20 protein-coding genes are annotated in these 21,777 nt (G+C 59.1%); 13 read left to right on the forward strand and 7 right to left on the reverse strand.

The window, feature by feature from the left end; translation table 11 throughout:
• Positions 1–308 precede the first annotated feature (308 nt).
• Complete coding sequence (locus E4O98_RS18955) at positions 309–1,688, forward strand: MFS transporter (protein WP_005790600.1); 1,380 nt, start codon at positions 309–311, stop codon at positions 1,686–1,688.
• 57 nt (positions 1,689–1,745) lie between these two features.
• Here the strand turns inward: E4O98_RS18955 and E4O98_RS18960 are convergent, their stop codons facing one another.
• The 4 genes from E4O98_RS18960 to flgA all read right to left on the reverse strand — a co-directional run bounded on the left by E4O98_RS18960 (position 1,746) and on the right by flgA (position 4,333).
• Entirely contained in the window at positions 1,746–2,495 is a 750-nt protein-coding gene (locus E4O98_RS18960; protein ID WP_005790597.1) for a flagellar brake protein, read from the reverse strand.
• A gap of 96 nt (positions 2,496–2,591) precedes the next feature.
• Positions 2,592–3,062, reverse strand: a complete 471-nt coding sequence (locus E4O98_RS18965) for a flagellar protein FlgN (RefSeq protein WP_005790595.1) — start codon at positions 3,060–3,062, stop codon at positions 2,592–2,594.
• A gap of 48 nt (positions 3,063–3,110) precedes the next feature.
• Complete coding sequence (gene flgM / locus E4O98_RS18970; protein ID WP_032879838.1) at positions 3,111–3,434, reverse strand: flagellar biosynthesis anti-sigma factor FlgM; 324 nt, start codon at positions 3,432–3,434, stop codon at positions 3,111–3,113.
• A gap of 143 nt (positions 3,435–3,577) precedes the next feature.
• Positions 3,578–4,333, reverse strand: coding sequence for a flagellar basal body P-ring formation chaperone FlgA (gene flgA, locus E4O98_RS18975; protein WP_248135978.1), 756 nt, complete (start codon positions 4,331–4,333; stop codon positions 3,578–3,580).
• A gap of 74 nt (positions 4,334–4,407) precedes the next feature.
• On the opposite strand from flgA, the gene E4O98_RS18980 reads away from it, so the two are divergent.
• The 6 genes from E4O98_RS18980 to flgE all read left to right on the forward strand — a co-directional run bounded on the left by E4O98_RS18980 (position 4,408) and on the right by flgE (position 9,457).
• Positions 4,408–5,340: a chemotaxis protein CheV gene (locus tag E4O98_RS18980; protein WP_005790590.1), complete on the forward strand. Its 933-nt coding sequence runs from the start codon at positions 4,408–4,410 to the stop codon at positions 5,338–5,340.
• A 42-nt stretch (positions 5,341–5,382) separates the two neighbouring features.
• Positions 5,383–6,210 (forward strand): protein-glutamate O-methyltransferase CheR, encoded by an 828-nt coding sequence (gene cheR, locus E4O98_RS18985; RefSeq protein ID WP_005790588.1) that lies wholly within the window; start codon positions 5,383–5,385, stop codon positions 6,208–6,210.
• Positions 6,211–6,518: 308 nt separating this feature from the next.
• Positions 6,519–6,926: a flagellar basal body rod protein FlgB gene (gene flgB, locus E4O98_RS18990; protein WP_003193573.1), complete on the forward strand. Its 408-nt coding sequence runs from the start codon at positions 6,519–6,521 to the stop codon at positions 6,924–6,926.
• A gap of 3 nt (positions 6,927–6,929) precedes the next feature.
• Positions 6,930–7,373, forward strand: coding sequence for a flagellar basal body rod protein FlgC (gene flgC / locus E4O98_RS18995; protein ID WP_248135980.1), 444 nt, complete (start codon positions 6,930–6,932; stop codon positions 7,371–7,373).
• Between the two features lie 16 nt (positions 7,374–7,389).
• On the forward strand, positions 7,390–8,109 hold the full coding sequence (gene flgD, locus E4O98_RS19000; RefSeq protein WP_032879841.1) for a flagellar hook assembly protein FlgD: 720 nt from the start codon (positions 7,390–7,392) through the stop codon (positions 8,107–8,109).
• A 31-nt stretch (positions 8,110–8,140) separates the two neighbouring features.
• Positions 8,141–9,457 carry a flagellar hook protein FlgE gene (gene flgE, locus E4O98_RS19005; RefSeq protein ID WP_032879842.1) on the forward strand — a complete coding sequence of 439 codons (1,317 nt, stop codon included), beginning with the start codon at positions 8,141–8,143 and terminating at the stop codon, positions 9,455–9,457.
• Positions 9,458–9,717: 260 nt separating this feature from the next.
• On the opposite strand, the gene E4O98_RS19010 is transcribed toward flgE, so the two are convergent.
• A complete protein-coding gene (locus E4O98_RS19010; RefSeq protein ID WP_032879843.1) occupies positions 9,718–12,612 on the reverse strand; it encodes a ribonucleoside-diphosphate reductase subunit alpha in 2,895 nt (964 codons plus the stop codon).
• A 742-nt stretch (positions 12,613–13,354) separates the two neighbouring features.
• Between E4O98_RS19010 and E4O98_RS19015 the strand changes: the two genes are divergently transcribed.
• Both E4O98_RS19015 and E4O98_RS19020 read left to right on the forward strand, forming a co-directional pair.
• Positions 13,355–14,080, forward strand: coding sequence for a response regulator (locus E4O98_RS19015; protein ID WP_032879844.1), 726 nt, complete (start codon positions 13,355–13,357; stop codon positions 14,078–14,080).
• Positions 14,077–15,687 carry an ATP-binding protein gene (locus E4O98_RS19020; RefSeq protein WP_032879845.1) on the forward strand — a complete coding sequence of 537 codons (1,611 nt, stop codon included), beginning with the start codon at positions 14,077–14,079 and terminating at the stop codon, positions 15,685–15,687. The genes E4O98_RS19015 and E4O98_RS19020 overlap by 4 nt, the downstream gene beginning before the upstream one ends.
• Positions 15,688–15,707: 20 nt before the next feature.
• On the opposite strand, the gene E4O98_RS19025 is transcribed toward E4O98_RS19020, so the two are convergent.
• Positions 15,708–16,427, reverse strand: a complete 720-nt coding sequence (locus E4O98_RS19025) for a 4'-phosphopantetheinyl transferase superfamily protein (RefSeq protein ID WP_248135982.1) — start codon at positions 16,425–16,427, stop codon at positions 15,708–15,710.
• A 138-nt stretch (positions 16,428–16,565) separates the two neighbouring features.
• On the opposite strand from E4O98_RS19025, the gene E4O98_RS19030 reads away from it, so the two are divergent.
• From E4O98_RS19030 to E4O98_RS19040, 3 genes are read left to right on the forward strand one after another with little or no spacing between them, the layout of a single operon-like run.
• Positions 16,566–16,874, forward strand: coding sequence for a hypothetical protein (locus E4O98_RS19030; RefSeq protein WP_005790571.1), 309 nt, complete (start codon positions 16,566–16,568; stop codon positions 16,872–16,874).
• A gap of 18 nt (positions 16,875–16,892) precedes the next feature.
• A complete protein-coding gene (locus E4O98_RS19035) occupies positions 16,893–17,570 on the forward strand; it encodes a response regulator (protein WP_005790569.1) in 678 nt (225 codons plus the stop codon).
• Positions 17,567–18,913 carry an ATP-binding protein gene (locus E4O98_RS19040; protein WP_005790567.1) on the forward strand — a complete coding sequence of 449 codons (1,347 nt, stop codon included), beginning with the start codon at positions 17,567–17,569 and terminating at the stop codon, positions 18,911–18,913. The genes E4O98_RS19035 and E4O98_RS19040 overlap by 4 nt, the downstream gene beginning before the upstream one ends.
• A 102-nt stretch (positions 18,914–19,015) precedes the next feature.
• Here the strand turns inward: E4O98_RS19040 and E4O98_RS19045 are convergent, their stop codons facing one another.
• The gene (locus tag E4O98_RS19045) at positions 19,016–20,014 is read right to left on the reverse strand and encodes an AraC family transcriptional regulator (RefSeq protein ID WP_005790566.1); all 999 of its coding nucleotides are present in this window, start codon (positions 20,012–20,014) and stop codon (positions 19,016–19,018) included.
• 338 nt (positions 20,015–20,352) lie between these two features.
• Here E4O98_RS19045 and E4O98_RS19050 point away from each other — a divergent pair, with 338 nt between their 5' ends.
• A complete protein-coding gene (locus E4O98_RS19050) occupies positions 20,353–21,684 on the forward strand; it encodes a dicarboxylate/amino acid:cation symporter (protein WP_003189258.1) in 1,332 nt (443 codons plus the stop codon).
• The last annotated feature ends 93 nt before the right edge of the window (positions 21,685–21,777 follow it).

Consider the following 21,777-nt stretch of genomic DNA (forward strand, 5'->3'; position numbering starts at 1 on the left):
AGAACCCCTGTTTGCTAACGCAGACAGGGGTTTTGTTTTGGGCGGTCGAAAAGTACCGAGCTATTCAATACCCACAGCTTTTTGCAAAGCCTCAAAGATCAGTCGAACCTTGCAGCGCTTCAGGGTTCACAGCAGGGGCGTCATGTATTTATCTCTATCGTTGTGTACCTACAGACACAGGTGCAACGTCTGAGCTCTTATGCAAAATAATCCCCGGAAACAGGCCGCACCGCCTGTCCGGACCCGACCACCCGGACTATCATGCCGATAGCCCAATCCCTTACCGCAAGGAGCCGCTCGGAACGCCGATGCGCCAGATCTGGAAATCTTTTCGAGCCCTTTATTTCGCCTCTTTGATGATGCTGATTGGCTCCGGCCTGCTCAGTACTTACCTGGCCTTGCGCCTGGCGGCAGACAATGTCGACAGTTTGTGGGTCGGTGCGCTGATGGCCGCCAACTATTTTGGCTTGGTACTGGGCGGCAAGATCGGGCATCGCCTGATTGCCCGCGTTGGACATATTCGTGCCTACGCGACTTGCGCCGGAATCGTCGGCGCGGCAGTGCTGGGTCATGGCTTGATTGATTGGCTACCTGCCTGGATCGTGCTGCGGATAATCGTCGGCCTGGGGATGATGTGCCAGTACATGGTTATCGAAAGCTGGCTCAATGAACAGGCGGATGCCAAGCAGCGTGGCGTAGTGTTCAGCGGCTACATGATCGCGTCCTACCTCGGGTTGGTACTGGGGCAGTTGATCCTGGTTATGCATCCTCACCTTGGGCTTGAACTGCTGATGTTGGTCGCGCTGTGTTTTGCGTTGTGCCTGGTGCCTGTGGCCATGACCCGACGCATTCACCCCGCGCCCCTGCACCCGGCCCCGATGGAGCCCCGTTTTTTTATAAAGCGTGTGCCACAGTCTCTTAGTACGGTGCTGGGCGCGGGCTTGATCGTTGGGTCGTTCTACGGTTTGGCGCCGCTCTACGCGTCTCAGCAGGGGCTGACGACTGAGCAAGTCGGCTTGTTCATGGGGAGCTGCATTTTTGCCGGCTTGGTCGTTCAGTGGCCGCTGGGATGGCTATCGGACCGCTATGACCGCGCGCTGTTGATTCGCTGCTTTGCGTTGTGCCTGGCCGTAACAGCGTTGCCGCTGGCGATCATGACTCAAGTACCGCTGGAAGTGCTGTTTGTGGCAGGCTTCTTCTGTTCGCTGGTGCAGTTCTGCCTTTACCCATTGGCAGTGGCTTTTTCCAACGATCATGTAGAAGGTGATCGTCGGGTTTCGCTGACGGCCATGTTGTTGGTGACCTACGGCATAGGCGCCAGTATCGGCCCACTGCTGGCGGGCGTAGTGATGAAGTTGTTCGGCAGCCAGATGCTCTACGCGTTTTTCAGTTTGTGTGCGTTGATCCTGGTATGGCGCATCCGCCCCAAAGCAGTGACCAACCTGCACCAGGTCGACGACGCCCCGCTGCATCACGTGGCGATGCCTGACAGCATGTCCAGTTCACCGCTGGTAGCAGCGCTAGACCCACGGGTGGATGAGCAAGTGGTACAGGAGCAGATGCAGGTCACTGTCCCTGACCCGGAACCCGAGCCAGACCCGGTAACTGATGAGCCAGCCAATGAAGAGCCGCAGGAGCCGGTGGACCCGGATGAACATCCCCATGACTTGAGCAGGGCACGCCCCTGAATGAAAACGGGCAGTTCCTATCAGGAACTGCCCGTTTTTTATTTCAGCGTCCAAACCTTAAAGATCATCGTCCTTGTCGAAGCGCCGAGCCTCACGCTGCAGCTGGTAGACAAAACGCTCCACCTGGCGCTGCACCAAACCACTCATGTTGTGAAAGCGCACGCCAGCAAAGGTCGTGTTGATCTTGTCTTCGAAGTGCAGGTAGCGCAGTTCGACGGAGGTGGTCATGCTGCCAAAGGGCAGGGCGGCGATAAAGCGGTCATAGACCTGGCCCAACTGCAGGCGCTCGGAGATATCGCCCTCAAAGCGCAATTTGCAGCCGGTGGCGGAAATGTCCAGAAGTTTGCCGCTGATCGGTGCCTTGAGCTTCTCGCCGCCCAGTTCGATATTCACCAATTGCGCAAGTTTCAGCGCGGCGCGAAATGCATTGCGCCGCTGATGGTAAACCACTTCATCAGGCATGCTGCCGCTATAGATACGGTGGCCGTCTTTTTCGCTGATGTTCAGCGTGCCATTGCTTTCCCAGGCAACCCGTACACCTTCATGGAAGCCTTCGATACGAAAGGGTTCGCCGTTCTCGAGGTAGCGCTCACCGTCTCGGGGGATCATTTCATCCAGGGCCAGCGTTTTGCTGTCCCGATCAATATCCACCAAATAGCTTTGAAAGCGCTGGCTGCGTTCGTGGAAAGTGATGATCAGCGGATCATGGCTTTCTTGCAGCATCCGTAATGTGCTGGCGACTTCCAGAGGCGTAGTGAGCACCTTCGGTGGCTGCGGTGCATCTTCCGCATTAGGGGCGTTGAACACGGTTCTTCCATCTCCAGACAAAGTACGACTACACGCAAGAACCGGCATTTTGCCAGTATGTAGCGCTCCTTGGATAGGTCGCGCTGTAAACCGGTGTCAGGCTTGGCTGCGGGTACTTGGCTTGACCAGGCGAGAGGTGGAGCCTTGGGCGTTGTACAGGGCCGGAGGCTCACCACCGTGCAGTATGCGCAACTGATTGGCGGTCGTGGCTTGCTGAAGCTGGATTGATTGGCCGTTGAGCAGGTTGGCTTCCTGGCACTGGGCAAGCAATTGATTGAGTTCTTTGCTTTGCGCCAGTAATTGATCACCGACCGAGGAATGGCTGGCCAGTTGTGCCAGGCCTTCGTGATCGGCAGGCAGGCCCAGGCTGATGAGTATCTGGCTGCGCTTCTTGCCGTGTTGTTCGAGCAACACAATCAGCGACTGCTTGCGCGCCAGGATTTCTTCGAGCAAGGGCATGTCCCGGCCGTACAGGGCCAGGGATTCTTCCTTGAGCAGCTCAAGCAACTGGTGCGTGGGCGCCAGATCATCAATGATCAGTTGAAGCAGATGTTCGTCGTGGTGCATGGCTGGCCTTGGGTTTTAAGCGTCCAAAAGCCCTGCGCAGGCTTTTGCCTAGCGCTCGGCTTCGAAGTTAAGCAGCTTACTGGCTACACGGCTGCTGTCGACTTTATAGCTGCCGTCGGCGATGGCCTGTTTCAACTCAGCCACGCGAGCTTTATTGACAACCGGCTGATCACGCAGCGAGTCAGTGACCTTCTGCAACTGTTGAGCCTCATTGCTCAGGTGTACCGATTCCCCGCTCTGGCTGGCGCTGGCCTGCTCTGCCTTGGCGGGCAGGGGCTGGGACTTGGCTTCTACGCTGTCCTTGGCACCGTTGGTGCGCGTATTGCCCGGCAAAGCCTGGGTGCTATTCAAACGACTGAAATCAATGACCATGGTGAAAAAAACCTCTGGGTATTTGGACGCTTGCCATGTTTTCGGCCATACCCGGGCAAACTTTAGGCTCGATTGACAATAAACCTGTACCGCTCGACATCCAATACACAGTGTAGGAAAAGCCGGGCTGTGATTCCAGTGATCTATAAAGCAACTTCGACCTGACCTGGCGCCGTGACCCGCGCCTTGATCACGCGATTGGAGTTGAGGTTCTTGACGCGAATCTGTTCGCTCATGCCGCCGTTGGACAGTGCCTCCCCTGGCATCCTTACGTTCAGCCCGCCACTGCTGGCAGAAATCACCACCTGGTCACCCTTGCGAATCACTTCGGCCTGTTCCAGATGAACCAGTGTGATGACTTGATCGGTGACCATTGGTCGGGTGAGTCTCTGCCCGATAGCCTGATCCACTGAGGTCAGGTAGCCCTGGTTGATCAGGCTGATATCGCGCTCGCGCAGGGCCACATCCTCGTAGCCGATGATGCCGGTGCGTTTCAACGGCCGCGCGACTACTACCACATCGCGGAACAGCTTGACCTGAGCCGGCACGAATACCGTCCAGGGCGAGGCGCCTTCACAGCGAACTTTTACCGTTACGCGTCCGATGGGCTGGGCAGGGCTTTCCAGCGTGGCTGTCAATTCCTTGTCGCACATCGGCATGCGCAAGCGCGGGTCCAACTGGCTGACCTGAATTTCATAACGTCCCGGGGTCTGCGTGGTCGCCAGATAATCTTCTAAAGTGAATTCAAGAAAACCCTGGGTGACGCCGATAAGGAGATCAGGCAGGGTGACATTGTCGGCGCGTGCGGTAGCGCCAATGCTCAAGGCAAGCAGCGCCATCACGGTGCTGAACAGCCTGCGGTGGCTAGGGCGTCGGGAAACTGTCGTTTTAATATCCATGTTTAATAAATAGCAAAGCTCGTGCCGTTTAGTGTTGGGTGCGCGTCGTACCCCCAGGATTTAGGAGTCAGGGCATGGCAGGTGTAATGGATTCAGTAAACCAGCGCACACAGCTGGTAGGGCAGAATCGCCTGGAGTTGTTGCTTTTTCGCCTGGATGGCAAGCAGTTGTACGGCATCAACGTATTCAAAGTGCGGGAAGTGCTGCAATGCCCCAAGCTGACGATCATGCCCAAGTCCAGCCCAGTGGTGTGTGGCGTAGCCAACATCCGTGGTGCAACTATTCCCATTCTTGACCTGGCGATGGCCACGGGCTCGGCGGGTTTGCAAGACCGCCAGAACCCCTTTGTGATCATCACCGAGTACAACACCAAGACCCAGGGTTTCCTGGTGCGCTCGGTGGAGCGTATCGTCAATATGAACTGGGAAGAGATCCACCCGCCGCCCAAGGGCACGGGGCGCGATCACTACCTGACGGCGGTGACACGGGTCGATAACCAGTTGGTCGAAATCATCGACGTGGAGAAAATCCTCGCCGAAGTGGCGCCCACCTCGGAAACCATCTCTGTGGGTGTGGTGGATGCCGAGACTGCACACAAGGCGGTGTCTCTGCGCGTATTGACCGTGGACGACTCCTCAGTGGCGCGCAAGCAGGTCACACGCTGCCTGCAGACCGTTGGTGTAGACGTGGTGGCCCTCAATGATGGTCGTCAGGCCTTGGATTACCTGCGCAAGCTGGTGGACGAAGGCAAGAAGCCCGAAGAAGAATTCCTGATGATGATCTCCGACATCGAGATGCCGGAAATGGACGGCTACACGCTCACGGCCGAGATACGCAACGATCCACGCATGCAAAAACTGCATATCATCCTGCATACTTCGTTGTCGGGGGTATTCAATCAGGCAATGGTCAAGAAGGTTGGTGCTGATGACTTTCTGGCCAAATTCCGTCCTGATGACCTCGCATCCCGGGTAGTCGACCGGATCAAGGCAGCAGATCACGGCTAGGGGATTTCCCCCGGCGATCACACGATTTAAGAGGCGGTATCATTGTCTACGGGTAATTTGGATTTCGAACAGTTCCGGGTCTTCCTGGAAAAAGCCTGTGGCATATTGCTCGGTGAAAACAAGCAGTACCTGGTATCCAGCCGTCTCAACAAACTGATGGAACAGCAGGGCATCAAGTCCCTGGGTGAGTTGGTCCAGCGGATCCAGGGGCAGCCGCGCAGCGGGCTCAAGGAAATGGTGGTCGATGCCATGACCACCAACGAAACCCTGTGGTTTCGAGATACCTACCCCTTTGAAGTGCTCAAGAACAAAGTGTTGCCGGAAGCCATCAAGGCCAGTCCTGGCCAGCGCCTGCGTATCTGGTCGGCGGCTTGTTCCTCGGGGCAGGAGCCGTACTCGATCTCGATGTCCATCGACGAGTTCGAGCGAACCAACATGGGCCAGTTGAAAGCCGGCGCGCAAATTGTTGCTACCGACTTGTCCGGCACCATGCTCACCAACTGCAAGACCGGTGAGTACGACAGCCTGGCCCTGGGCCGCGGTTTATCCCAGGAGCGCCTGCAGCGTTACTTCGACCCCAAAGGCGCCGGGCGCTGGGCGATCAAGGCACCGATCAAGAATCGCGTGGAGTTCCGCTCGTTCAACCTGCTCGACAGCTACGCCAGCCTGGGCAAGTTCGACATGGTGTTCTGCCGCAACGTGCTGATCTATTTCTCGGCCGAAGTGAAGAAAGACATCCTGTTGCGTATCCACGGCACGCTCAAGCGCGGCGGTTACCTGTTCCTCGGTGCTTCCGAAGCGTTGAATGGCCTGCCGGACCATTACCAGATGGTGCAGTGCAGCCCGGGGATCATCTACCAGGCCAAGTAAGTCGCACGCAGTTAGAGTGTGGGAGGGGGCTTGCTCCCGATAGCGTTGGTTCAGTTGATGTCTTTATCACTGATACACCGCTATCGGGAGCAAGCCCCCTCCCACATTTGTTTCTGCGGCAACGTTGAAGAAAGCGGCAACTCCCCATTGCCGCTTTACTGGCGCCACGCGGAAACCCGTTGCCGCTTTTCTGGCATAGTCGCCGGCACCTACCCTCGAAACCCTTGATATACGGGCCTCCGCAAGACTGGCACGCACCTTGCTATAACCCTGCTAACGAACAGCAGGTCAGCCTAAAGGTTTCCGCCATGAGCATCAGCTTCGATAAAGCGCTCGGTATCCATGAACAAGCCCTGGGCTTTCGCGCCCAGCGTGCCGAAGTCCTGGCCAATAACATTGCCAACGCCGATACCCCGAACTACAAGGCTCGGGACCTGGACTTCTCTGCCGTGCTCGCCGCACAGCAAGACAAGACCAAGAACGGCACCTTCGCCTTGAACATGACCAACAGCCGTCATATCGAAGCGCAAGGCCTGAGCAAGGGTGACGAGTCGTTGCTGTATCGCACGCCGATGCAGCCGTCGATCGACCAGAACACCGTCGACGCGCAGTTGGAGCAATCGAACTACGCCGAGAACTCGGTGAACTTCCAGGCCAGCTTCACCCTGCTCAACAGCAAATTCAAAGGGCTGATGTCAGCCCTGCGTGGAGAATAAGCCATGTCCCTGTCCAGTGTTTTCAATATTGCCGGCAGTGGCATGAGCGCGCAGACCACGCGTTTGAACACCGTCGCCAGTAACATCGCCAACGCCGAGACCGTCTCTTCGAGCATTGACCAGACTTATCGTGCCCGTCACCCGGTGTTTGCCACCATGTTCCAGGGTGGCCAGGCCGGTGGCAGCGATTCGTTGTTCCAGAACCAGGACGCAGCCGGCGCCGGCGTGCAGGTGCTGGGTGTGGTCGAAGACCAGAGCAACCTGGAGGCCCGTTACGAGCCCAACCATCCGGCCGCGAACGAAAAGGGTTACGTCTACTACCCCAACGTCAACGTGGTCGAGGAAATGGCTGACATGATCTCCGCCAGTCGTTCGTTCCAGACCAATGCGGAAATGATGAACACCGCCAAAGCCATGATGCAGAAGGTCCTGACCCTGGGTCAGTAATAAGGGGCGCCAAATAATGGCCATCGTTGATACGTCAAACAACACGGCAGTCCAGGACCTGTTCAATTCCAAGGTCAAGGACGCTTCGAACAATGTCTCGAATGTTTCCAAAGCGGCCACTGGCAACCAGTCGCTGGGCAAGGACGCATTCCTGCAGTTGCTGGTAACCCAGCTGAAAAACCAGAACCCGCTGTCGCCCCAGGACAACGGCGCGTTCGTGGCCCAACTTGCCCAGTTCAGCAGCCTGGAAGGCATCAACACCCTGAACGACTCGGTGAATAACATCTCCAGCAACTTCAGCTCTTCGCAAGCGCTGCAGGCTTCATCGCTGGTGGGGCGGTCGATCATTATCCAGACCGACAAAGCCATGGTTGATACCAGCAAGAGCATGAACGGTTCGGTAGAGGTGCCATCGGCGGCGGGTAACGTTTCCGTCAAAATCACCGACAAGGACGGCAACGTCGTGCGCACCGTGGATATGGGCGCGCAGAGTGCCGGCAGCCAGAGCTTTATCTGGGACGGCAAGAATGACAAGGGCGAGGTCGCCCCAGCCGGCACCTACACCTTCAATGCCTCCACCAAGAACGACAAAGGTGACGCGGTGGCCCTGGCCACCTCGCTACCGGCCACGGTTACCAGCGTGACCTTGAGCAAGACCGGCGGCGAAATGCTGCTCAACCTTGCAGGCGGCATGGGCAGCGTCAAGCTGTCGCAAATTCAGACTATCGGTACATAGAGCCGGCTAAATACGGCAGAGGGAGAGAAACATGTCTTTTAATATCGGCCTTAGCGGCCTCTATGCGGCCAACAAACAACTGGACGTGACCGGCAACAACATCGCCAACGTCGCGACCACTGGCTTCAAGTCATCCCGTGCGGAATTCGCCGATATCTACGCGGCTTCCAAGTTGGGCACCGGCCAGAACAGTATCGGCAACGGTGTGAACCTGGCGGCAGTGTCCCAGCAGTTCACCCAAGGCGATGTCAATGGTAGCGGTGGCATCCTCGACATGGCGATCCAGGGCGGTGGCTTCTTCGTGCAGAAGGGCAGCGACGGCTCGCTGGAATACACCCGTAGCGGTGCCTTCCGCGCGGACAAAGACGGCTATATCACCAACAATACCGGCACCTCGCGCCTGCAAGGCTATGCCGCGGACGAGAATGGCAAGATCACCAAGGGTGGCCTGGTCGACCTGCAGCTGAACCTGGCCAACCTGCCCCCGAAGGCGTCTACCAAGGTGGACTCTTCCAGCAACCTGAACTCCTCGTCGCCGGTGATCGATCAGTCCAAGAACCCGTTTGATCCAACCAAATCCGAAACCTTCACCACGCAATACAGCACCACCTTGTACGACTCCCAGGGCAACGCGCACCCGATGGTGCAGTACCTGGTGAAAACCGATGCCAACCAGTGGCAGGCCTACACCTTGATCGATGGCCGCAATCCTGATGGTTCGGCGCCTACCGGTACCGGTGCTGACGTGAAGGCGCCTGTGCCGTCGACGTTGAGCTTCGATGGTGCTGGTAACCTCAAGAGCATCGTGACCGGCGGTGTTGCCGGTAACACCTTGACCATCAAGGATTGGGTACCTGGCACGGTGACCGATGGCGTATGGAAGGCTAACGATGCGACGGCGAACAAGGACGGCATCGCCATCAACATGGGCACCGTCACCCAGTACAACTCGGCCAGCTACCGTAACCCGCCGGTCACAGATGGTTACGCCACCGGCCAGATCACCGGCTTGAAGATCGATGGCAGCGGTGTGCTCTTCGCCACCTTCAGTAACCAGCAGAGCAAGGCCATCGGCCAGATTTCTCTGGCCAGCTTCAACAATGAGCAGGGCCTGCAGCCCGCCGGCGGTACGACCTGGAAAGAGACCTTCGCGTCGGGTCAGCCGGGCTTCGACGCACCGGAATCTGGCACTCTGGGGTCGATCAAGGCCACCTCCCTGGAGAACTCCAACGTCAACCTGACCAACGAGCTGGTTGACCTGATCAAGGCCCAGAGCAACTACCAGGCGAACGCCAAGACCATCTCCACCCAAAGCACCATCATGCAGACCATCATCCAGATGACCTGATAGGTTAGTGCTTCAAAATGTGGGAGGGGGCTTGCCCCCGATAGCGGTGTATCAGCCAAGTATCCATTGACTGACACCACCCTATCGGGGGCAAGCCCCCTCCCACATTTGCATCTGCTTCACGCTGCCAATCCAGTTATTGACCGAACCGCAGTACCGCAACAAGGGCTTTATGCCCGCCCACGAAAAAGCCCCCGATACACCCTAGGTGTATCGGGGGCTTTTCTGCCTTAAGTGGTTAAACCCTCGGCAGGTTCAGCTTATTGGCAAGCTTCGCAATCCGGCTCGTCAATCGCGCAGGCCTTTGGCACAGGTGCCGGACCGGCAGGAGCTGCAAGAACCGAATCATCACCATGGTTGCCGCTGGAAACAGCGTTCAACTTACCGGTGTTGATGGTCGACTTCTCGGTGCTGGTCGCGGCCAGGGCACGGAGGTAGTAAGTGGTTTTCAGGCCACGGTACCAGGCCATGCGGTAGGTCACATCCAGCTTCTTGCCCGAAGCGCCGGCGATGTAGAGGTTCAGCGACTGAGCCTGGTCGATCCACTTCTGACGGCGGCTGGCGGCGTCAACGATCCACTTGGTATCCACTTCGAAGGCGGTTGCGTAGAGCTCTTTGAGTTCTTGCGGGATGCGTTCGATCTGCTGCACGGAACCGTCGTAGTACTTCAGGTCGTTGATCATGACCGAGTCCCACAGGCCGCGGGCTTTCAGGTCGCGAACCAGGTATGGGTTGATCACGGTGAATTCGCCCGACAGGTTCGATTTCACATACAGGTTCTGGTAGGTCGGTTCGATCGACTGCGACACGCCAGTGATGTTGGCGATGGTGGCGGTCGGTGCGATGGCCATGATGTTGGAGTTACGAATACCTTTTTGCACGCGGGCACGAACCGGCGCCCAGTCCAGGGTTTCGTTCAGATCAACGTCGATGTACTTCTGGCCACGGGCTTCGATCAGGATCTGTTGCGAATCCAGCGGCAGGATGCCCTTGGACCACAGCGAACCCTGGAACGTCTCGTAGGCGCCGCGCTCGTCGGCCAGGTCGCAGGACGCCTGGATCGCATAGTAGCTCACCGCTTCCATGGATTTGTCGGCGAACTCGACCGCAGCATCCGAACCGTAAGGAATGTGCTGCAGGTACAGCGCGTCCTGGAAGCCCATGATACCCAGGCCCACTGGGCGGTGCTTGAAGTTGGAGTTCTGCGCCTGTGGCACCGAGTAGTAGTTGATGTCGATCACGTTATCGAGCATGCGTACTGCGGTGTTGACGGTGCGCTCCAGCTTGGCGGTGTCCAGCTTGCCGTTGACGATGTGGTTCGGCAGGTTGATCGAGCCCAGGTTGCAAACGGCGATCTCGTCCTTGTTGGTGTTCAAGGTGATCTCGGTGCACAGGTTCGAACTGTGGACCACGCCCACGTGCTGCTGCGGGCTGCGCAGGTTGCATGGGTCCTTGAAGGTCAACCATGGGTGGCCGGTTTCGAACAGCATGGACAGCATTTTGCGCCACAGGTCTTTAGCCTGGATGGTCTTGAACAGCTTGACCTTGCCTGGGTACTCGGTGAGGGCTTCGTAGTACTCGTAGCGCTCCTCGAAAGCCTTGCCGGTCAGGTCGTGCAGGTCCGGTACTTCGGATGGCGAGAACAGGGTCCACTTGCCGTCATCGAAGACGCGCTTCATGAACAGGTCAGGGATCCAGTTGGCGGTGTTCATGTCGTGGGTACGACGACGGTCATCACCGGTGTTCTTGCGCAGCTCGATGAACTCTTCAATGTCCATGTGCCAGGTTTCCAGGTAGGCACACACAGCGCCTTTGCGCTTGCCACCCTGGTTAACGGCGACGGCGGTGTCGTTCACCACTTTCAGGAACGGTACAACGCCCTGGGACTTGCCGTTGGTGCCCTTGATGTAAGAACCCAGTGCGCGCACCGGGGTCCAGTCGTTACCCAGGCCGCCGGCGAATTTGGACAGCATGGCGTTGTCGTGGATCGCGTGGTAGATGCCCGACAGGTCATCCGGCACGGTGGTCAGGTAGCAGCTCGACAGCTGAGGACGCAGGGTGCCGGCGTTGAACAGGGTCGGGGTCGACGACATGTAGTCGAAGGACGACAGCAGGTTGTAGAACTCGATCGCACGGTCTTCTTTGTTCTTCTCTTCAATTGCCAGGCCCATGGCCACGCGCATGAAGAACACTTGCGGCAGTTCGAAGCGGATACCGTCCTTGTGGATGAAGTAACGGTCGTACAGGGTTTGCAGGCCCAGGTAGGTGAACTGCTGATCGCGCTCGTGGTTGATCGCCTTGCCGAGTTTTTCCAGGTCGAAGGTGGCCAGGATCGGGTTCAGCAATTCGAACTCGATACCCTTGGCGATATAGGCCGGCAGGGCTTTGGCGTACAGGTCAGCCATCTCGTGGTGAGTGGCGCTGTCGGCGACTTTCAGGAAGCCCAGGCCTTCGGCACGCAGGGTGTCCATCAACAGGCGCGCGGTCACGAACGAGTAGTTCGGCTCGCGTTCAACCAGGGTACGGGCGGTCATCACCAGCGCGGTGTTGACGTCGGTCAGGGCCACGCCGTCGTACAGGTTCTTCAGGGTTTCGCGCTGGATCAGGTCACCGTCGACTTCTTCCAGACCTTCGCAGGCCTCGGTGATGATGGTGTTCAGGCGGCCCAGGTCCAACGGGGCAAAGCTGCCGTCAGCCAGGGTGATGCGGATCGACGGGTGCGCTTGTACGGCAGCTTCTTCGGCCGGGGAGCGTACGGCACGTTCCTTGGCGCGCGAATCGCGGTAGATCACGTAGTCGCGGGCCACTTTTTGCTCGCCGGCACGCATCAGGGCCAGTTCAACCTGGTCCTGGATTTCTTCGATGTGGATGGTGCCGCCCGAAGGCATGCGACGCTTGAAGGTCGCGGTGACCTGTTCGGTCAGGCGGGCAACGGTGTCGTGGATGCGCGACGAGGCAGCAGCGGTGCCGCCTTCAACTGCAAGAAACGCTTTGGTGATGGCGACGGTGATTTTGTCATCGGTATAAGGAACGACAGTGCCGTTACGCTTGATCACGCGCAGTTGGCCAGGTGCGGTGGCGGACAGATCCAGATTCGAATCAGCGGCCTGCGGCACGGAGCCTTGCGGGTTCTCGCGAGTTGTGTCGGTTTGCATGGGGGGTTGTCTCCACATTCTATATTTATTTGGGCACCATCAAGGTGCCCACCGTTCCGTCCTGAAGCACTTACAGCAGGCCAGGGCCTGGCATAACAACTTCGGGACAGGAGGAAGGGAGCTCATCGCGCCGCTTCCATGCCGAAGTCTTTGGCTTGGGGCCGGGAGCCCTTCGCCGTATTCCTGCTGGGTGACAGTGGCCTGGTTCAAGCCCTGCAACACCCGTACCGTCTTCAGCCAAGCGGGCTTGAAAACGGCTGCCATCCGCGTGCGCGGTTTGGGCTTTGAAAAAATGCTTTGGTTCAACCAAACGTGAGCAAGAAAGCGCTTGAGTTTCTGGTCTGACTTGTGTTTGGTTTTTTCGCTTAAAACCCTACATGTAGGGTTTTTTTAGCGCCGAGGTACAAGATAATGCGTTTTTGGGGGGTTAGCAACGCACTACCTGTGGATAACGCTGTGAGTAAAATGTGTATGAATCGTGGAACACCCGTGTAGGCCGCATTACTACTGGATCACACCGTTTGTCACCGAATATTCCGAGGTGCAAACCGTTGGTTGGAATTTTGAGGGCGCGAACCCTATCACAAAAAAACGCCATCACCGAATGGAATTCCTGGCTTGTATTTAAGGGTTGGGGCATGGCTACAATCGGGCTTTGTTATGCCCTTAAAACATGACAAACAGGGTATGGGCGGTGGAGGCCGCGTGAGCCAAAGAATTTCTAATAATAATGAGGTGGCGCGTGGAGCAAGATGCCTGGCAGATACTGATCATCGAGGACGACGAGCGACTCGCCGAGTTGACCCGTGAGTACCTGGAAAGCAACGGCCTGCGCGTGTCGGTGGAAAGCGATGGCGCCCAGGCTGCGGCGCGCATCATCGCCGAGCAGCCGGACCTGGTGATCCTCGACCTGATGCTGCCCGGCGAAGATGGCCTGAGCATCTGTCGCAAAGTTCGCGAGCGCTATGAGGGCGTGATCCTGATGCTTACCGCGCGTACCGACGACATGGACCAGGTGCAGGGCCTGGACATGGGCGCTGACGACTATGTGTGCAAGCCCGTGCGCCCGCGCCTGTTGCTGGCGCGTATCCAGGCGCTATTGCGGCGCAGCGAGCCGGCGTTACCGGCGGCGGGGGAAAACCAGCGCCGCCTGCAGTTCGGCCCGCTGGTGGTGGACAACGCGCTGCGCGAAGCCTGGCTGCACGATGGCGGGATCGAACTGACCAGCGCCGAATTCGACCTGCTGTGGCTATTGGTCGCAAATGCCGGGCGCATCCTGTCCCGGGAAGAAATCTTCATTGCCCTGCGCGGCATTGGCTACGACGGCCAGGACCGCTCCATTGATGTGCGCATCTCGCGCATTCGGCCGAAAATCGGCGACGACCCGATCCACCCGCGCCTGATCAAGACCATCCGCAGCAAAGGCTACCTGTTCGTCCCCGAAGCCGCTGCCGACATGCCGCTGTGAATTCGATCTTCCTGCGCATCTACGGCGGCATGTGCGCGGCGCTGATCCTGGTGGCGTTGCTCGGCGCCCTGGCGTTGCATCTGCTCAACGACGTGCGCAGCGGCCAATACCGCGAAAGCCTGGCCCACGGCACCTTTGCCTTGATGGGCGATAACCTGCAAGCCATGAACGCCATCGAACGGCTGCGTGCCTTGGCGGTATGGGAGCGTTTGCTGGGCATTCCGCTGGAGCTGCGCACGTTTACAGAGGCGCAACTGGACCTGGGCCAGCGCAATCGCTTGCAACGCGGCCAGGTGCTGGTGGAACAGACCGGCCCTCATGCGGCGCGGGTGCTGCGATTGGTCAGCGAGCAGGAACAGCTGGTGCTCACCGGTGAAGTGCAGCAGATCAGCGAGCAATTGGCCCGTGCAACTATCTACCTGCTGGCCGACGAACTGGTGCGTTTTCCGGTGGCTGAGCAGCCACAACGCCTGGCCGACATCAAGCAGGCCAAGGGCTTTGGTTTTGAGATGCACTTGATGGCCCTCGACCAGGCCGATATGGACGACGACCAGCGCCGTCGCGTGGCGGAAGGCGATACGGTGATGGCCCTGGGCAAGGGTGGCGATTCGATCCGCGTATTTGCCGGCATGGTCGGTACGCCGTGGGTGCTGGAAATCGGCCCGCTCTATCAAATGAACCCCTATCCGGCACAGTGGCTGATTCTGATCACCTTGATCGGCCTGACCCTGATCGGCTTGATCGTTTATCTGCTGGTGCGCCAGCTGGAGCGTCGGCTCAAAGGCCTGGAGGCGGCAGCGACGCGGATCGCCAAGGGCAACCTGGAGGTGCGCGTGCCGGCCCGGGGCGCCGATTCGGTAGGGCGCCTGGCGGCAGCGTTCAATGGCATGGCCGAGCACTTGCAGCAATTGCTGGCGATTCAGCGCGAACTGGTGCGTGCGGTGTCCCATGAGCTGCGCACGCCGGTAGCGCGCCTGCGTTTTGGCCTGGAGATGATTGGTGACGCCGCCACTCCCGAGGCGCGGCGTAAATACCTGGAAGGCATGGACGGCGATATCCAGGACCTCGATGGCCTGGTGGATGAAATGCTCACCTATGCGCGCCTGGAGCAGGGCGCGCCGGAGTTGAATTTCCAGCGAGTGGACCTCGATGCGCTGCTTGACCAAGTGATTGGCGAATTGTCGCCACTGCGCCCGCAGGTCACCGTGACTCGCGGTGTCTGCCTGTCATCGGCCCACTGGGAGGACGCCTGGGTCGACGCTGAGCCGCGTTACCTGCACCGCGCCCTGCAAAACCTTGTCAGTAACGCCATGCGCCACGCCAAGGGCCAGGTGCTGATCAGTTATCAGGTCGGCCAGCTGCGCTGCCGTATTGATGTGGAAGACGATGGCCCCGGCGTGCCGGAGAGTGCCTGGGAGCGAATTTTCACGCCGTTCCTGCGCCTGGACGACAGCCGTACCCGCGCCTCGGGGGGGCATGGCCTTGGCCTGTCGATTGTGCGGCGGATCATCTATTGGCACGGCGGGCGGGCGTTGATCAGCAAGAGCAACAACCTGGGCGGGGCGTGCTTCAGCCTGAGTTGGCCAAGGGATCAAGACAAACCCTGACACCGCTATCGGGACCAAGTCTATCTAGCGCCGATGGCCACCAGGCTCAACAACTGCTCCCCTTCCACCCCAAACTGCCCCTCCAACTCTTTGCCATCACCCCATTCTTCAGAAAGATCCGTGAGCAACCGCAGCCGCACATTGCCCGCCTGTGACCACTCCAACAGCTCGGCATGTTCAAAGTAAAAGCGCTTTTGCACGATGGGGTAGAGCGCCTTGAACAGACTCTCCTTGATCGAAAACGTCAGCGTCACCAGCAACCCATGCAGCTCACGCGGTATGGTCGCCATACGCTGCAGCTCGTTGGCTGTCAGAATTTCCCCGGCCAAGCGCTCCGCCCGCTCCAGAGTCAGCACATTCTCCAGGTCCATGCCCAGCCCGCGCCATTGCGCCTTATGCCCGACAATCGCTGCGGCGTGCCCGGTGCTGTGGGTGATGGAACCACTGATATGCCCTGGCCAGACCGGCGCGCGGTCTTCACCGATGGCTGGAGTGCAGTTGAGGTTATCCAGGCGTTGCAGCGCTTCGCGGGCGCACAGGCGCCCTGCGAGAAACTCCGCCTGACGCTTGGCAACCGAGCGCTGGATGCTCGCCGGCGGCGGCACAGCGCTGCGTTGGAAATCGCCCGCGTCCAATAAGGCCGGATCAAATCGGGTGCTCAAAAACACCGTGCCAGGTAAGGCGACAGGTAGCGGCCAACGGGCATCGAGCGGGGTGCAGCAAGAGGGTAGGGGCGTCATGCGCGGTATTTTGCCGAGTTGGCGCGCCAGTGGATAGTCCGGCGCGGTTCAGGTGTGGTTAAGAGCCTGTTCAGGGGGAGTTCAGGGGCGCCTGCGTAGTCTGGACCTCACAGGCCAAACGCATATGAGGTAATGACCATGACTGCGATCAAGAAGCTGATGTTGGCGTTAACCATGCTCGGTGCCACCGCGGGCGTGCAGGCCAGCGATGGCGCCTTTGCGGCCTTTGGCGGCGAAAAAACCAGGAAATCCGGCAACCTGATCCATCGTGTCAGCTTCGAAGACGTCGGCACCCAGGCCGCGCCGTGGGGTCAGGCCCTGGGCGTTACCGCTGCGCAACCCGACTATCGCAGTGGCTACACGCACCTGACGGGCCAGTACAATGGCATTAAACTGCGCCCGCAAGACGTGCAGGGCCGCTATGATATCCCTCTGTCGGACAGTTGAATTGCCTTGGAGAGCCTTATGAAATTGCTGGTGGTGGAAGATGAGGCGCTGCTGCGTCATCACCTGTTTACCCGCCTGACCGACAGTGGGCATGTGGTCGAAGCTGTGGCCAATGCCGAGGAAGCCCTGTACCAGACCGGCCAGTTCAACCATGACCTGGCGATCATCGACCTTGGCCTGCCCGGCATGGGTGGCCTGGACCTGATCCGCCAATTGCGTACCCAGGCCAAGACTTTCCCGATCCTGATCCTGACCGCTCGCGGCAACTGGCAGGACAAGGTCGAAGGCCTGGCGGCCGGTGCCGACGACTACGTGGTCAAACCCTTCCAGTTCGAAGAGCTGGAGGCGCGCATGAATGCCTTGCTGCGCCGCTCCAGCGGCTTTACCCAGTCCACTATCATCGCCGGGCCGTTGCTGCTGGACCTCAACCGCAAGCAGGCCTCCCTGGATGAACAGCCGCTGGCGTTGACCGCCTACGAATATCGGATCCTTGAGTACTTGATGCGTCATCATCAACAGGTGGTGGCCAAGGATCGCTTGATGGAGCAGCTCTACCCTGATGATGACGAGCGCGATCCGAACGTGATCGAAGTGCTGGTCGGTCGCCTGCGCCGCAAGCTGGAAGGCCCCGCCGGGTTCAAGCCGATCGATACCGTGCGCGGCTTGGGTTACCTGTTCAATGAGCGCTGCCGTTGATTCGCTCGCTACGTGTGCGCCTGATGCTGGCGGCCGCCACCCTGGCCGTGCTGTTTATGCTCGGCCTGTTGCCGGCCATGCAAGGCGCCTTCAGCCTGGCCCTGCAGGATTCCATCGAGCAGCGTCTGGCGTCGGATGTGACCACCCTGATTTCTGCGGCGCGGGTGGAAAATAACCGCCTGCTGATGCCGGCGCAGTTGCCTGACGAACGTTTCAACCTTACCGACAGCCGCCTGCTCGGCTATATCTACGACCGCGAAGGCCATCTGGTGTGGCGTTCGCGGGCGACCCAGGAAGAAAACATCAACTACAAACCGCGTTACGACGGGCGCGGTAATGAGTTTGCGCGCATCCGCGAGGCCAATGGCCAGGAATTCTTCGTGTATGACGTCGAGGTCCGGTTGCTGGGGGGCAAGAGCGCCGCCTTCAGTATCGTCGCCCTGCAACCGGTGCGTGAGTACCAACTGACCCTCGAAGGCTTGCGCGAGAACCTTTACCTTGGATTCGGCGCGGCCCTGCTGGTGCTGTTGACGCTGCTGTGGCTGGGCCTGACCTGGGGCCTGCAAGCCTTGCGGCGCCTGAGCCAGGAACTTGACCAGATCGAAGGCGGTACCCGCGAAAGCCTCAGTGAAGAACACCCCCGCGAACTGTTGCGCCTGACCGGCTCGCTCAACCGTTTGCTGCACAGTGAGCGCGAACAGCGTACGCGCTACCGTGACTCCCTTGATGACTTGGCCCACAGTTTGAAAACCCCGCTGGCGGTCTTGCAGGGGGTGAGCGAAGACATGGCCCAGCGTCCCGAAGAGCGCAGCCAGGCGTGGGTATTGCAATCGCAGATTGAGCGCATGAGCCAGCAGATCGGCTACCAATTGCAGCGTGCGAGTCTGCGTAAAAGCGGACTGGTGCGTCACCAGGTACGTCTGGAGCCCGTGCTGCAAAGCCTGTGCGATACATTGGAGAAGGTTTACCGCGACAAGCGTGTCACCGTCACCTTTGATCTGCCACCTGAGTGCGACGTGCCCATCGAGAAAGGCGCGCTGCTCGAAATGCTCGGCAACCTGCTGGAAAACGCCTATCGCCTGTGCCTCAAGCAAGTGCGAATCAGCTTGGTGGAAAACCTGGACGGCCTTGAGCTGTGTATCGAAGATGATGGCCCAGGCGTGCCACCGGACCAGCGCGCCCGGATCCTGCAAAGGGGCGAACGTCTGGACCGCCAGCACCCGGGGCAGGGCATCGGGTTGGCGGTGGTCAAGGACATCATCGAAAGCTATCACGCGCGTTTGACGTTGGGGGATTCAGCGTTAGGGGGGGCCGCGTTCAGGATTCATTTTCCGGCCTTGTGATCTGCACTGGCCTCTGAATGTATTCACACATCAGATTTTGTAAACCCGATCAACTGTGGGAGCTGGCTTGCCTGCGAAGAGGCCCTCCCAGGCGCTATACCCTTAACTCTCCTGCGCCCTGTAGGCCCCCGGCGTCAACCCCGTCCATTTCTTGAACGCCCGATGAAACGCCGACGGTTCGGAAAAACCCAACTGTTCGGCAATTTCCTGCAAAGACAAATCCGCCCGCCCCAGGTGGTAGATGGCGATGTCTCGCCGTAACTCATCCTTCAGAGCCTGAAAGCTGCTGCCTTCTTCGCGCAGATGCCGGCGCAGGGTTTGCGGGCTGATGTGCAAATGCTGGGCGACGGCTTCCAGGTCCGGCCAGGGCGTGCGGTCGCGGCTGAGCAAGCGGCGCAACTGGCTGCTCAGGCTGTCGCCTTCATCCGGCCGCGACAGCAAGTCGGCAGGGGAGCGCTGCAAAAAATGCTTGAGAGTGCGTTCATCCTGCAACAACGGCAGGCTCAGGTAGCGGCTGGGAAACACCAGGCTGCTGGTCGGCGCACCGAACACCAAGGGGCAGGGGAACAGCAGGTCGTACTCGCCAGCATGGTCCGGCATCGGGTAACTGAAGGTGGCCTGTTGCAGCCGGATTCGCTGGCCGATCAGCCAACTGCCCAGGCGATGCCAGATCACCAGCAGGCATTCACTGAGGAAGTGATCCGGGTCCCATAGCTGCGAGTCATCCAGGCTCAGCCGCGCCATATCGCCTTCTTTCGTCAGCTGCCAGCGCGGGCCCTGTGGGAATAGGCTATAAAACAATAAGCCGCGTTCCAGAGCCTTTTCCAGCGTGCGGCAGTGGATCAGGGCGTGGCACATCATGGCGAAGGTGCCACGCTTGCTCGGGCCTTCGGCGAACCCCAGGTATTCGTCATCCAGCCCCAGCCAGAGCATTTGCAGCAACCGCGTAAATTGCTCCGGAGCGATACGGGCGCGGGGCTCGGTCAGCAGTTCGGGGCTGATGCCCACCTGCTGCAACAGCCCTGAGTAGTCGTAACCCACACGACGCGCACCGCCGAGGGCGGCTCGGGCGTAGTGACTGGCGATGGTACGTTCACGCATGAAAGGGCCTCATCCATGGAGTGGCGGATGGTAGTCAGACCCCGGCGCGACGGCAAGGCGGATATCCGCCAAATTGTAGGACGAGACGGGGTGGGCGGGCGGAAATCCGCCACCTTGTTCCACGGCTCAAGCGCGTCAATAAACGCCAAGCCCCGATGTTGAAGGGCCTTCAGGGTGTTTAAGCAAAGTGGCACGCTGTTTGCGATAGGGATTGCAGCGCAGGCTCTCTCCTACAGGCTTCGCAAACAACAAATCCCTCCAGTGCAGGAGGGTTCGCAATTCAAGTGTCGTGGGCAATGGCGGATATTTGCCACACGGGACGATTGAGGAACTTTGCAATGACGACTCGTCAGCCAATCTACAAATCCCTGTATTTCCAGGTGATCGTTGCAATCGTTATCGGTATTTTGCTCGGCCACTTCTACCCGCAGACCGGCGTGGCCCTCAAGCCACTGGGTGACGGCTTTATCAAGCTGATCAAAATGGTCATCGCCCCCATCATCTTCTGCACCGTTGTCAGCGGTATCGCTGGCATGCAAAGCATGAAATCGGTCGGCAAAACCGGTGGCTACGCACTGCTGTACTTCGAAATCGTGTCCACCATCGCCTTGCTGATCGGCCTGGTCGTGGTCAACGTTGTGCAGCCGGGCGCCGGCATGCACATCGACGTCGCCACCCTGGACGCTTCCAAAGTGGCGGCCTACGTCACCGCCGGTAAAGACCAGAGCATTGTCGGCTTTATCCTCAACGTCATCCCGAACACCATCGTCGGCGCCTTTGCCAACGGCGACATCCTGCAAGTGCTGATGTTCTCGGTGATCTTCGGTTTCGCCCTGCACCGCCTGGGTGCCTACGGCAAGCCGGTGCTGGACTTCATCGATCGCTTCGCCCACGTGATGTTCAACATCATCAACATGATCATGAAGCTCGCGCCAATCGGTGCCCTGGGCGCCATGGCGTTCACCATCGGTGCCTACGGTGTGGGTTCGCTGGTGCAGCTGGGCCAGTTGATGATCTGCTTCTACATCACCTGCATCCTGTTCGTCGTGCTGGTGCTGGGCGCAATCTGCCGCGCTCACGGTTTCAGCGTGTTGAAACTGATTCGCTACATCCGTGAAGAGCTGCTGATCGTACTGGGTACTTCGTCTTCCGAATCCGCACTGCCGCGTATGCTGATCAAGATGGAGCGCCTGGGTGCGAAGAAGTCCGTCGTCGGCCTGGTGATCCCAACCGGTTACTCCTTCAACCTCGACGGTACGTCGATCTACCTGACCATGGCTGCCGTGTTCATCGCTCAGGCGACCGACACCCACATGGACATCACCCACCAGATCACCCTGCTGCTGGTGCTGCTGCTGTCCTCCAAAGGCGCTGCAGGTGTGACTGGCTCGGGCTTTATTGTCCTGGCTGCCACCCTGTCGGCTGTCGGCCACCTGCCGGTTGCCGGCCTGGCGCTGATCCTGGGTATCGACCGCTTCATGTCCGAAGCCCGTGCCCTGACCAACCTGGTGGGTAACGCCGTAGCCACCATCGTTGTGGCCAAGTGGGTCAAGGAGCTGGACACCGACAAGCTGCAAAGCGAGCTGGCATCCGGTGGTACCGGTATCTCCGAAACTCGCGAGCTCGATGACCTGGGTGTGGCCGAAGGCCCTGCTCCTGTGGTCAAGTAAGCCGCTGATGGCGTGATCTGACGCTTAGGCAATTGGCAAACGCCCCGACTGGTTCGGGGCGTTTGCGTTTGTGCGCGGCCACTTTTTGATTAT

The organism is Pseudomonas sp. W2Jun17 (assembly GCF_023127795.1).
In the GTDB taxonomy this organism is placed as follows: Bacteria; Pseudomonadota; Gammaproteobacteria; order Pseudomonadales; family Pseudomonadaceae; genus Aquipseudomonas; species Aquipseudomonas synxantha_A.